Here is an 11,792-nt window from a genome sequence, read left to right as displayed (position 1 = left end):
TAAACCCCTACCCCCACCAACACAAAATGTCGTTTAACTCGACACGCCGAAAAACAACACGTTTTGTCGTTTAACCCTACAGAAAATCCCACGGCCGAGGAGTTACTCCATAGCCGTGGGATAATTTGTCGGGCTAACAGGATTTGAACCTGCGACCCCTACACCCCCAGTGTAGTGCGCTACCAAACTGCGCCATAGCCCGGCGTCGCATTATTTGTTGCGACTGCCCTAGATTACATCAGGATAATTCCACAGTGAAATCTAGGCCGTGACCTGCATTAAAGCTCGCCGGTGGAATAGACCCATGCGCCATTAAGGCGCCGGAAAGACGATCGCTCCCGCTGGGAGCCCACTGCCTCGCCCTTGTAGAAGGCCTCAAATTCCACGATGCCTTCATCGTCTACTAGGCCACCGCGCTCGGTATCGAGGATATCGAGGCGGTAGAACCGGATGGGGGAGTCGGCCAAGTCCAATGAGCTCGGCCGAGTCACCGGATCCCAGGTGCGCAGGAGGTAGTCCTCATCGCCGCTGACGAAGGCGCTAAAGCGTGACCGCATGAGGGCCTCCGCCGTGGGAGCTTTGGCACCAGCGTGGTACTTGCCGCAGCATTCGCCAAAGCTCAGCCCGCTCGTGCAGGGGCAGCGGCGGGAATCGGCGATGGGGTTGAGGGCCACCATTAGTTGGCGTCCACGATATCGGTGATGGTGGCGCCGGCGGCCATGCGCTCGATGTCGGTATCGCGCGCGGCTACGCGCAGTGCATCGACCTCGGAATCGTCCAAGGAGCCTTTTAGTTCGATGCGGCGCTCGAAAGAGGTGGAACCGGTCTGGGTGATGGTCACGTGGACATCGTCAAGCGCAAGCTTCTTGCCGGCTTCCTTGATGGCCTGGGTGGAGGCAGCTGCCAAGGCCGACATGAGCAGGCCGGTTGCGGTAAAGCCCTTGCCCTTGCCGCCTTCCTTTTTGGTCCGGTCCGCGGTAACGGAATGATCATTGTGGCGCACCACGACACCGAATTTGGTGCCGATAGCAGGGCTGGCAACGGCGGCATCCGTACCCACTTCCTCGGGTTCATAGTCGGGGACGATAAACTGCCGCGACCATGCACCGATGAGATCAGCGGCGCGGGCCGCCGTACCCTGTTTCGTCAGCAGGTGATCGGCCTTATCCAACGAGACGAGGGACTTGGGATAGCGGGTCATGCGGAAAATATTTTGCGCATTGTCGATGCCCACCGTTTGGTCGATGGGAGAATGCAGGGACAAGAGTGGCTTGCGCAACCGCGGCAGGTATTCCTCTGGGTTGGTTTCTGCCAAATCCTCTAGGAATTTACGCGAAATGGTCAGCGCCCTGCCGCCTAGGACGACCTCGACCTCGCCATTAGCGTCTACCTCGCCGATCTTATCCGCGTAGTGCAGCACGGAGTGCGCCGGATCGAAGGGGGCGCCGATGGTGGCAACGGCCCGAATCTTTTTCATTGCCGTGGCGGCCTTGAGCACCGCCGCACCGCCCAGGGAGTGGCCAATGAGCATCTGCGGTGCGGAATAATGTTCTTCTAGCCAGTCCGCTGCGGCGCGGATATCGTCGACATTCTGGTTAAACGTAGTGTCCGCAAACTCGCCTTCTGATTGCCCCAAACCGGGGAAATCAAAGCGCAGCGTGGCGATGCCGAATTCCGTTAATTGCTTCGAGGTGCGGGCCGCGCCAGGGGTATGGCGCGAGCCGGCAAAGCAATGCGCGAAGACGGCGAAGGCGAGAGGTGGAGCATCAGGAAAGTCGATGGTTCCTGCCATCTCGGTTCCTCGGCTGGACGGCAGCTTAACATTGACGGATTGCATGGCACCTACAATAACGGCCCCATAAGTTCCAAGCCAGATGAGGTTGACTAGAGTCGTAGGCAGCCAGCCCCTAAAGGAGGAATTGTCGTGGGAGCATTCGATTGGTTCTGGAAAGCGATGGGCTCGCAAAGCGAGCGAAACGATAAGAAATCCAAGGCCATCGTGGATGAAGCTCGCTCCGCCGCGGAGAAACTCGCACAGAGCGACGATGCTGCCGTAGCTCAAGCCGCCCGCGATGCGGTGCGCGGCGGCGAGGTCGCTGACAAGGCCCAATTCCTGGGTGCCCTTGCCGTAGCGTGTGAACGCACCCTGGGCCTGCACCCATTCACCGTGCAATCGCAGGCGGTACTGCGACTGCTTACCGGCGATGTCATTCAAATGGCTACCGGTGAGGGCAAGACGCTCGTCGGCGCGATGGCCGCTACGGGTTTCGCGCTGACTGGGAAGCGCGTCCACGTCGTGACGGTCAATGACTATCTGGCCAGCCGCGATGCCGAATGGATGCGGCCTGTCGTGGAATTTTTTGGGCTGCAGGTAGCCTCCGTGACGGAGGGCATGAGTGCGGATGAGCGCCGCGCGGCCTATGCACAGAATATTATTTACGCCCCCGTTAATGAATTGGGCTTTGACCTTTTGCGCGATAATCAGATCACCGAACGCGCACAGGCGGTGCAGGCTCCTGGCGATGTCGCCTTGGTGGACGAAGCCGATTCCGTCTTAGTTGACGAGGCCCTTGTACCGCTGGTGCTGGCCGGAAACCGCCCGGGTGAGGCTCCCACGGGGCAAATTACCAATGTGGTCTCTCGGCTGCGGGAGAACCACGAGTACGTCATCTCAGATGATGGGCGCACGGTGCAGCTTACCGATGTCGGCGCAGCCCGCGTAGAGCGAGAGCTCGGCATCGATTCCCTTTATTCCGAAGACAATATCGGCACCGTCCTGGTCAAGGTCAATTTAGCGCTGCACGCAAAGGCGCTGTTGATCCGCGATATTCACTACATCGTGGTGGACGGCAAGCTGCAGCTTATCGATGCCTCCCGTGGTCGCGTCGCCGACCTGCAGCGCTGGCCCGACGGGCTGCAGGCTGCGGTAGAGGCTAAAGAGGGCTTAGAGGTCTCTGAGGGCGGGCGCATCCTCGATACGATTACACTGCAAGAACTCATGCGCAGGTACCCGTTGGTCTGCGGGATGACGGGCACTGCGGTAGAGGCCACCGACCAGCTGCGGCAATTTTATGACCTGCACGTTTCCGTTATCGATCGGAATAAGCCACTGCAGCGCTTTGATGAGCAGGATCGTATATTTGCCACCATAGGGGAGAAGTCAGCGGCAATCGTCGAAGAAATTGCCCGCCTGCACGATGCTGGTCAACCTGTACTTGTGGGAACCCAAGACGTGGCGGAATCAGAGAATTTGGCTGAGGCCTTGCGCGATCGCGATATCGAAGTCAACGTGCTCAACGCCAAAAATGACCGCGAAGAGGCACAGATTGTCGCCGAAGCCGGCGATGTAGGACGGGTAACCGTCTCCACACAAATGGCCGGCCGCGGTACCGACATCAAGCTCGGCGGCGCCGATGAGGCCGACCACGATGAGGTGACCGAGCGCGGCGGCCTTGCCGTGATCGGAACCTCTCGGCACCGCACCGCGCGGCTCGATAACCAGCTGCGCGGGCGTGCAGGCCGGCAAGGAGACCCAGGCTTGGCCCTATTTTTCGTCTCGCTGGAAGATGATGTGGTGCAACAAGGCGGTGCGGGGGAAAAGGTCAGCGCGCAGCCCGGCCCTGGCGGCCTTATCGAATCCAAACGGGTGCAGGACTTTGTGGCACATTGCCAGCGGGTAACAGAGGGTCAATTGCTAGAAATTCACGCCCAAACCTGGAAGTATAACCAGCTCTTGGCGGATCAGCGCATCATCATCGATAAGCGCCGTGCAGCGCTATTGGATACAGACCAAGCGTGGCAGGAACTAGCTGAGCGCGCCCCAGAGCGGGCGAGCGAGCTTGCGGATCTCCCAGAGGTAGCGCGGATTCAGGCGGCGCGGGAGATCATGCTGTATCACCTCGACATGGGCTGGGCCGATCATCTCGAGCTGCTCGATGATGTGCGAGAATCCATCCACTTGCGCGCCATCGCGCGCGAGACCCCAATTGACGAATATCACCGCATTGCGGTCCGCGAGTTTAAGGACTTAGCGCAACGGGCAGTCGATCAGGCGGTAGAGACCTTCAGGCAGGTGCCTATTGACGCCGAGGGGGCACACCTTGCAGACTCTGGGTTGAACCGTCCAAGCGCAACTTGGACCTATATGGTTTCTGATAACCCCCTTGCGGGGCAGGGAAATTCCGTGTTGAGCGGCATCGGAAATATTTTTCGGTGAAATAATTGCCCACTGAGAGATCACAGACTCGGAAGAGTCGCTATTATTGGTATAAGTAACTCAAAACTAATCCCCGGAGGTAACAATGAGCGAGAACACCGGAACCCCGGAACCACAGGTGGAGACCACCTCTGTATTCCGCGCTGACCTGCTCAAGGAAATGGAAAATGGCACCAAGGGAACCGAAACCTCTGCGGTAGGTACGGAAAACTTGGAGGATGGCCAGGCATTGCTTGTGGTCAAGCGTGGCTCCAATGCCGGTGCCCGCTTCCTGCTGGACCAGGACACTACCACGGCAGGGCGCCACCCAGAGGCAGATATCTTCCTGGATGATGTCACCGTCTCCCGCCGTCACGCTGAATTCCGCAAGAATGATGACGGCCAATTCGAGGTAGTAGACGTGGGATCCCTGAACGGCACCTACGTCAACCGCGAACCGCGCAACTCGCAGGTGCTCGAGGTTGGAGATGAAATTCAGATCGGTAAATTCCGTCTCGTCTTCATCACCAAGCAGGACTAAAACCGCAGCAGACAGACCGTTTTGCCGTCCTCGGTTAAAGCGGTTTGGTCTCCTTTTTATATCCAACGACTACTGAGACACTTTTAAAGAGATAGACACAGTGAGCGCAGCAGAATCCGCGGCGGCATCAGCTCGCCGCAAGAGCCCGAATACGAAGAAGGCTAAGACCATGTCCATTGGCGTGGTCTTAGAAACGCTGAATCAGCAATTCCCTGATGTCACTGTGTCTAAAATCCGCTTCCTCGAGTCAGAGGGGCTGATTTCTCCCCAGCGCACTGCCTCCGGCTACCGCCGGTTCACGCAGGAAGATGTGGATAGGCTGCGCTATATCTTGACCACCCAGCGGGATAACTACACCCCGCTAAAGGTCATCCGCGAGCAGCTGGAAGCAATGGATTCCGGCCAGGTCACTGCCATTGTTTCTGCTGGCAATGCGGAGACATTGCTGTCCCCGCAGCAGTTCAAGGCGCCCGCGGTAACACGCCTGACCGATGCCGAGGTAGCAGAGCAAGCCGGAGCATCCGAGGCGGATATTGCCACCTTAATCAAAGATAAACTGATTAAGCCGGATGCCGCGGGATTTTTCAATACCGATGACGTGGCCATTGCCTCCGCAGCAGTAGCGCTGCAGGCTTTTGGGGTTAGCGCTAGCCAGCTGAAGTCCCTGCGCAATAGCGCACGCCGCCAAGCGGATTTGATTTCCCAGGTCGCAGCCCCCGTGGCGCACTCGAATTCCGATACCGCGCACCAGCAGGCAGAGGAACTTTCCCAGCAGATGACGGCGCTGGTCGTTTCTTTGCATGCCACCCTGGTAAAGACGGATTTGCGCCACGAATTTAACGCCTAACTCACCATGGCAGCCTCCCGTGTGGGAGAGTGGTAGCTATGAGTGATGTAACCCTTGAATTTCACGGCATTCACCAGCTTGGGCCAGAAGATGATGTCTGCGCGCTGCTGCGTTGGTCCGAAGAAAATCGCCTCATTCCCGTCTGGCTTTCAGCCGTAGACGGAATTCAATTGGCCGCTGTTTTTGCTGACCAGCACCCAAATCGCCCCACGACTCACGATCTTCTCTGTGAGGTCCTGGAGGCTGCAGGTGGAGTTGAAGCCATCGAAATTGTCAACCACCATCAAGGCACATTCATGGTGGATATTCAGACTGCGCAAGGCGAGGTTTTTGATGCCCGTGTAAGCGATGCCTTGGCGGTAGCTGACCACTTTAAGGTTCCCATTGTTGCCGAGTCTGCGCTCTTGGCGCAGGTATCCGTTTTCGCCAGCGAGGAGGACATTAAGGAATACTTCGACCTTGAACTTCCTACCCCCACCGAGGAGGGGCGAGATAGCGATGCCACTTCCGCCGGGGAAAGCACCTCTGCATCTGGAAACGCGCAGGCCGATGCCGATTTTGAAGAGATGATGCGCAGCCTTGGCATGGATGAATCCGATTTCCACACGGGGGAAGAAGACGGAGAAAATTAATGACACGCGTGTGACTAATGGTGACAATGTGGTTTTTAAAGTCTAAAGTTGTACTCGAAGGTTAAGCAAGCACCGCTTGACGGGGGTGTGCGCTTGGCATTTAATTGATCTTTAGAGCTTCCAACAAACCCCATTGGAGTAATTACGTGAGCATCACCGAGGACACTCAGTCCGAGTCCCAGTACGTCCAAGAATCCCTCTTTGATGTGGGACCGGACGAAGAAGTGGGGTACCGCGTGCCCATCGCCTGCCAAGTTGCTGGCATCACCTACCGCCAGTTGGACTACTGGGCACGCACCAACTTGGTCAACCCCTCCATTCGCACCGCCCGCGGCTCGGGTTCGCAGCGCCTATATTCTTTCAAGGACGTCTTGGTCCTCAAGATTGTTAAGCGCCTGCTCGATACCGGTATTTCCCTGCAGAATATCCGCTTGGCCGTGGAATCGTTGCATGACCGCGGAGTTAACGATTTGGCGGAGCTCACCCTCGTCTCTGATGGCACCACCGTGTACGAGTGCCGCTCCAATGATGAGGTCATTGACCTTCTCGCCGGCGGTCAGGGTGTATTCGGCATCGCAGTGCCGGGAATCTTGAAGGAACTGTCCGGCACAATTACGTCCTTCCCCGCAGAGCGCATCGAGGAATTGCCCGATGATAATGTGGTTGGCCTCGATGAGCTCGCCGCTCGCCGCAATCGCAAGAGCTCCTAGGTCTTCTTAAAAGTTCTCCCTCCCGACCCCAGCTCACGGGGTGGAGGGAGAACTTTTTGTTTAAACCCCAGCGGCCTTATCCACCGCGGCGTTGAGGTCCTCCTGGGTGCCTGCATCGACACTAGTGAATTTTTCAGCAGCGTCCTTTAGCTGTTCATCGACTTCCCCTGGGCCCACGTGGACAACGGATAGCTCTACGTTGTCTGACTTCGCGCCGTCAAGGGAGGCGGCAAACTGGGCATCATCCATGTCGAGCTCAGTACCGGTCGTAACGAGGACGACCCGTGTCTTTTGGTTGGTGCCAACGGCTTGATCCGCTGCGGTATTCAGTGCCGCGATTGTAGCGCTGCGCGTTTGCGGCACACCACCGGTGCCGAGTGCCGCGAGTGTCTGCGACACCTCAGAGCCATCGCCGAATCCGAGGTTATCGCGGTAGCCCACCGCCGCGGCCTCCGAAATGGGGGACGAATAGTTCCACAAGGCAACCTGACTATTGTTGTCACTCAATTTTTCTGCGGTGCCAGATAGCGCTTGTTGCGTTGCGTCAAACATCGCGGTCATATTCGCAGAAGTATCAACGAGCAGGAGAGTATTGGGGGCCATCTCCACGGTGGAGGAGGAAGCCGAGCCCGAAGCCTCTTTGCCCTCTTCGCCGTCGTCCGGCGTACTCGGAGCGGAGGAGGAGACTCCTGGGCTGCTTTCCACAGGGGATTGGGACGCGGTATCTGCGGCTGTAGGCTCTCCAGCGTCATCCCCAGCGCGCAACAGGAAAATTAAAGGTGCGATAACGGCAAGGATTGCGATGATGATAACCGCGATAACCCAGCCGGCTAGTGCGAATCTGTTTTCCCCGTTTGAGTGCCGTGCCATGTAGTGCCTTTCTCCAAAACTCCCGAGCCAGCGCATGATGCGTTTAATCTAGTGTAACTGGCAATAAGCCTTTTCCATTACTGCGACAAGCCGCTCACGCAGTGGTTGGGCTCGCTGCGCGAGGCTCCGTTGACGGTTGACATACGTCGCTTTGCCCTCTGGTGTTTCAATAGGAACTACCCCAAGGCCCCAATTACGGCAATCATACGGAGAGGCCTCCATGTCAAGGATGCGGGCATCGATAGCCAGATCCAGGCAATCGAGGAAGAGATCACCTGGGACCAAGGGGCCAAGCTTCCACGCCCATTTATAAAGATCCATGGTCACGTGCACGCAGGCTGCCTGGTCGTTGGCCGGTTGATCCTCACGGTTGAGAACCGTCAAGTTGAGCGGACGCGCGGGCGGGGTAAAGAAACGGAACGCATCATAATGCGAGCACTTTAGAGAATGAGTATCAACGACCCGGTTGGTTCCTTCTGCGCCTAAGCGCAGCGGGAGATCATGGCGTGGGGAATCGGTGTGGTAAACCATCGCCCATTCGTGCAGACCAAAACAATCGAAGTGCACCGGGTTGGTGGCAGAGCGCCGCAGCAGATCCAAAATATAGTCAACGGAACTTCCGCGGCGTTGCATATAGGACTCCACGTCCACGGTGATGCCGTCCGGAGTCTCGTGGTAATCGCGCCAGCTAGCCTGCGGCGCGTGACCCTTGAGCGCCGTGTCGATGCCCGGATGCCAGCGCTTTAGATGCGACGGGCGGACAGGGTAGTACTCAAAGAGGAAATCAAATACGGGATGATAGCTGCCCGGATGGCGAAACCTCTCCAGGCGGTCCGCCGCCCGCCGCTCGTGCTCATTCATGCGGGCTGTCCAGTCAGCGGTAGATAAAACCTGCACGCGCGAATCCTCCTTTCTGTTTCGCTAGCGCTTAGCGGCGCCGCCCCTTACCCCTCCTGGCTCCACCAACCTGCCGTTTCTGTTGGCGTGGGGGTTGTTTCTTTTGTTGCTGGCCCGCGCCGTTAGCACCGTCTTCGCCCGGCGGCGGAAGGGCCGGTCCGTGCGGCTTGCGGGCGCCGGTGACCGTGCGCAGATCAGGAGCACCGGCCGGGTTTTCGCGGTGGGAAATATCGTGTTCGGTAGCGCTCACACCGGCCTTTTTGATGAGGGCAGCTACCTCTGAGCGCTGTTCATCGGTGACCAGGGTAACTACTGTACCCGCCGCACCGCCGCGCGCCGTACGCCCTGCGCGGTGCAGGTAGGCCTTGTGTTCTGCAGGCGGATCCACGTGGACGACGAGGGAAACGTCTGCAATATCGATGCCGCGCGCCGCAATATCGGTGGCTACGAGGACTGGAATGGAGCCATCGGCAAAGCCAGAAATGGCGCGGGTGCGCGCCCCCTGGCCCTTATCTCCGTGCAGTGGATAGGCGTTAATGCCGGCACGCCGAAGCTTTTTTACCTGCCTGTCCACGCCGTGCTTGGTACGCATGAACATGATGGTCTTGCCTGCGCGCGCAGCGATGCGCATAACCACCTCATTGCGGGCGGGGCGATCGCCCACGAAAAATAGGTGGTGCGACATCGATTCCACCGCCGCGGCAACTGGAGCTGTGGAGTGGACCACGGGATCGTGCAGGAATTGCTCGACCAGCTTATTGACGTCCCCGTCGAGGGTCGCAGAAAAAAGCAGCCGTTGACCGGTGGGCGGGGTGTAGTTTAAAAGCTTGCGCACCTGGGGAAGAAAACCCATATCGGCCATCTGGTCTGCCTCGTCAAGAGTGGTGATCTGTACCTTGTCGAAGGACAACTTCCCTTGGGCGATGAGATCTTGGGCGCGACCAGGTGTGGCGACCAAGAGGTCTACTGGGCGTGCCAGAGAGCGGATGTGATGGTTGATATTAACGCCGCCGACCACGGCGAGGACGCGTAGCCCTAATGCGGCGGCGGGCTCATCGAGGCGTTGTTGGATCTGCGTCGCTAACTCGCGGGTGGGGGCGAGCACGACCGCGCGGGGCTGGCCCGGGGTAGAGGCGCCCGAGCCAGCCAATCGGGCCAATGTAGGAAGCCCAAAGGTAAAGGTCTTACCGGAACCGGTAGGCCCGCGGCCAAGTACGTCCTTGCCTGCGAGTACATCGGGGATGGCTGCGGCTTGGATGGGGAAAGCTTCCGTGATTCCTTGGTTGTGTAAAACGTGAACCACGCGCTGAGGTAAGCCGAGTTCGGCAAAAGTAGTCATCGTTGGGCAATTCTAACTGGTGGGCGCGCAAAATCCCGCATCGCCCGACGCACGATTGGTGGGCTAAGCTACAAGTGAGAAATCCCATAGCAAAAATAAGCCCCTGCTTTAGGTATTTCACTGGTTATTACCTAACGTGGAAGGTGGTGCTGGGAAGCACGCAAATCTTTTCCTCCACTCACCGGCCCCTTCCAAGGCCACACCGAACTGTTAAGGAGTCGTCACATGGCTCAAGCACAAGCATCCGCAGCCAGTACTTCTTCCCACTCCTCACCGCAGGAATCAACAGAGCCCACGAAGAAGGAGAGGTTTCACCTTGATGCCGTGTGGTTCGCGCTGGCCTTCGTGGCTCTAGCGGTCGTCTTACTTATCCCGATTCCAGGACTCGACTGGCCCGCCAAAGTGGCTCTGGGCATGCTGGCCTTCGCGGTGATCATGTGGGTGACCGAGGCCGTGAGCTATCCGGTAAGCGCCCTGCTCATCGTTGGCCTTATTTCCCTGCTGTTGGGGCTCGGGCCGGATCCAGAATCCGATGGCATCTACGGCACCTCCAACGCTCTCAAGGTCGCGATGGCAGGATTTTCCTCCTCCGCGGTAGCACTCGTGGCCGCAGCGCTGATTCTGGCCGGGGCGATGCAAGCTACGGGCCTGCATAAGCGGATTGCCCTGTACGTGCTGAAGGTCGCGGGGGAGAAGACCTCCCACATCGTTATCGGCGCCATTGCGATTGCCATCATCTTGGCCTTCTTCGTTCCTTCTGCCACCGCGCGTGCGGGCGCCGTAGTACCCATCTTGCTCGGTATGGTAGCCGCCTTCGGCCTTTCCTATGAGTCGAAGCTGGGTGCTCTACTCGTCATTACCGCAGCGCAAGCCGTATCGATCTGGAACGTGGGCATTAAGACCGCCGCCGCACAAAACCTCGTGGCGGTGGGGTTTATCGAGGATCAAATGGGGCAGTCGGTCTCTTGGGGCCAATGGTTCATTTGGGCCGCACCGTGGTCCATCCTGATGTCCATTGCGCTGTATTTCATCATGCGCGCCGTCATCAAACCGGAAACGGAGCGCATTGAGGGAGGAAAGGAGCTCATCGCCAAGCAGCTAGAAGACCTCGGGCCCACCTCACCGGAAGAGAAGAGGCTCATCAGATTTTCCCTCCTCCTGCTCTTCTTCTGGGCCACGGAGGGACTGCTGCACCCGATTAGTTCGGCCGTCATTACCGCGGTGGCCGTTGCCCTGATGCTGTTACCGAAGATCGGCGTGTTTACCTGGCCAGAGGCCCAAAAATCAGTGAGCTGGGGTACCCTCATCGTCTTTGCCATCGGCATTTCGCTCGGCTCATTCCTGTTGGATACGGGCGCTGCCACGTGGCTATCAGAAAAGACCTTCGGGCTGATGGGGCTGGATTCGCTGCCGATTCTGGCAACGATTGCGCTGGTATCGCTGTTTAATATCCTCATCCACTTGGGCTTTGCCTCTGCTACGTCGCTTGCCTCCGCGCTCATCCCGGTCTTTATTGCTTTGGCCTCCACGCTGGATGTGCCTAACGGCGGCATCGGCTTCGTGGTCATTCAGCAGTTCGTCATCTGCTTCGGATTCTTGCTTCCCGTCTCGGCGCCGCAGAATATGCTGGCCTATGGCACCGGTGCCTTTAGCACCAAACAATTCCTTCGCTCTGGTATCCCGCTGACCATCGTCGGATACCTGCTCATCCTGCTGCTCTCTGCCACCTACTGGTCGTGGCTCGGCTTGGTCTAAGGCCAG

General features: G+C 58.2%; 11 protein-coding genes and 1 tRNA gene. 6 read left to right on the top strand and 6 right to left on the bottom strand.

The features are described 5' to 3' along the window. Positions 1 to 128 precede the first annotated feature (128 nt). The 3 genes from ABRP93_RS01415 to ABRP93_RS01405 form a co-directional block, all read right to left on the bottom strand. Positions 129 to 202 (bottom strand) — tRNA-Pro (locus tag ABRP93_RS01415). Between the two features lie 76 nt (positions 203 to 278). Next, positions 279 to 677, bottom strand: coding sequence for a YchJ family protein (locus ABRP93_RS01410; protein ID WP_239268056.1), 399 nt, complete (start codon positions 675 to 677; stop codon positions 279 to 281). Continuing rightward, positions 677 to 1,837, bottom strand: a complete 1,161-nt coding sequence (locus tag ABRP93_RS01405) for a bifunctional alpha/beta hydrolase/OsmC family protein (RefSeq protein ID WP_005279261.1) — start codon at positions 1,835 to 1,837, stop codon at positions 677 to 679. The genes ABRP93_RS01410 and ABRP93_RS01405 overlap by 1 nt, the downstream gene beginning before the upstream one ends. A gap of 87 nt (positions 1,838 to 1,924) precedes the next feature. Between ABRP93_RS01405 and secA2 the strand changes: the two genes are divergently transcribed. The 5 genes from secA2 (at position 1,925) to ABRP93_RS01380 (ending at position 6,925) form a co-directional block, all read left to right on the top strand. Then, positions 1,925 to 4,216, top strand: coding sequence for an accessory Sec system translocase SecA2 (secA2, locus tag ABRP93_RS01400; protein WP_349886576.1), 2,292 nt, complete (start codon positions 1,925 to 1,927; stop codon positions 4,214 to 4,216). An 85-nt stretch (positions 4,217 to 4,301) separates the two neighbouring features. Next, positions 4,302 to 4,736, top strand: coding sequence for an oxoglutarate dehydrogenase inhibitor Odhl (gene odhI, locus ABRP93_RS01395; RefSeq protein WP_023022279.1), 435 nt, complete (start codon positions 4,302 to 4,304; stop codon positions 4,734 to 4,736). 100 nt (positions 4,737 to 4,836) lie between these two features. Continuing rightward, on the top strand, positions 4,837 to 5,583 hold the full coding sequence (gene ftsR / locus ABRP93_RS01390) for a transcriptional regulator FtsR (protein ID WP_349886575.1): 747 nt from the start codon (positions 4,837 to 4,839) through the stop codon (positions 5,581 to 5,583). Between the two features lie 38 nt (positions 5,584 to 5,621). Beyond that, complete coding sequence (locus tag ABRP93_RS01385; RefSeq protein WP_349886574.1) at positions 5,622 to 6,215, top strand: bifunctional nuclease family protein; 594 nt, start codon at positions 5,622 to 5,624, stop codon at positions 6,213 to 6,215. Between the two features lie 146 nt (positions 6,216 to 6,361). Beyond that, positions 6,362 to 6,925, top strand: coding sequence for a MerR family transcriptional regulator (locus ABRP93_RS01380; protein WP_005282882.1), 564 nt, complete (start codon positions 6,362 to 6,364; stop codon positions 6,923 to 6,925). A gap of 60 nt (positions 6,926 to 6,985) precedes the next feature. Here ABRP93_RS01380 and ABRP93_RS01375 read toward each other — a convergent pair whose 3' ends face one another. From ABRP93_RS01375 to ABRP93_RS01365, 3 genes are all read right to left on the bottom strand, one after another. Further along, positions 6,986 to 7,795 (bottom strand): vWA domain-containing protein, encoded by an 810-nt coding sequence (locus ABRP93_RS01375; protein ID WP_349886572.1) that lies wholly within the window; start codon positions 7,793 to 7,795, stop codon positions 6,986 to 6,988. Between the two features lie 48 nt (positions 7,796 to 7,843). After that, entirely contained in the window at positions 7,844 to 8,656 is an 813-nt protein-coding gene (locus ABRP93_RS01370) for a 3-methyladenine DNA glycosylase (RefSeq protein ID WP_502879641.1), read from the bottom strand. 67 nt (positions 8,657 to 8,723) lie between these two features. Beyond that, positions 8,724 to 10,031 carry a DEAD/DEAH box helicase gene (locus tag ABRP93_RS01365; protein ID WP_349886569.1) on the bottom strand — a complete coding sequence of 436 codons (1,308 nt, stop codon included), beginning with the start codon at positions 10,029 to 10,031 and terminating at the stop codon, positions 8,724 to 8,726. A gap of 225 nt (positions 10,032 to 10,256) precedes the next feature. On the opposite strand from ABRP93_RS01365, the gene ABRP93_RS01360 reads away from it, so the two are divergent. Beyond that, positions 10,257 to 11,786, top strand: a complete 1,530-nt coding sequence (locus ABRP93_RS01360; RefSeq protein WP_349886568.1) for an SLC13 family permease — start codon at positions 10,257 to 10,259, stop codon at positions 11,784 to 11,786. The last annotated feature ends 6 nt before the right edge of the window (positions 11,787 to 11,792 follow it).

It is taken from the genome of Corynebacterium sp. KPL2850 (genome assembly GCF_040225855.1).
Classification (GTDB): domain Bacteria; phylum Actinomycetota; class Actinomycetes; order Mycobacteriales; family Mycobacteriaceae; genus Corynebacterium.
The sequence above is the reverse complement of the archived record's forward strand: the minus strand, read 5'-3'. Positions and strand labels throughout refer to the sequence as shown.

Excerpts from the sequence above, each read along its gene's own strand:
- ABRP93_RS01365 (WP_349886569.1), bottom strand. The coding sequence starts at position 10,031 with ATGACTACTTTTGCCGAACTCGGCTTACCTCAGCGCGTGGTTCACGTT.
- ABRP93_RS01360 (WP_349886568.1), top strand. The coding sequence starts at position 10,257 with ATGGCTCAAGCACAAGCATCCGCAGCCAGTACTTCTTCCCACTCCTCA.
- ABRP93_RS01370 (WP_502879641.1), bottom strand. The coding sequence starts at position 8,656 with ATGAATGAGCACGAGCGGCGGGCGGCGGACCGCCTGGAGAGGTTTCGC.
- ABRP93_RS01410 (WP_239268056.1), bottom strand. The coding sequence starts at position 677 with ATGGTGGCCCTCAACCCCATCGCCGATTCCCGCCGCTGCCCCTGCACG.
- ABRP93_RS01375 (WP_349886572.1), bottom strand. The coding sequence starts at position 7,795 with ATGGCACGGCACTCAAACGGGGAAAACAGATTCGCACTAGCCGGCTGG.
- ABRP93_RS01405 (WP_005279261.1), bottom strand. The coding sequence starts at position 1,837 with ATGCAATCCGTCAATGTTAAGCTGCCGTCCAGCCGAGGAACCGAGATG.
- ABRP93_RS01385 (WP_349886574.1), top strand. The coding sequence starts at position 5,622 with ATGAGTGATGTAACCCTTGAATTTCACGGCATTCACCAGCTTGGGCCA.
- odhI (WP_023022279.1), top strand. The coding sequence starts at position 4,302 with ATGAGCGAGAACACCGGAACCCCGGAACCACAGGTGGAGACCACCTCT.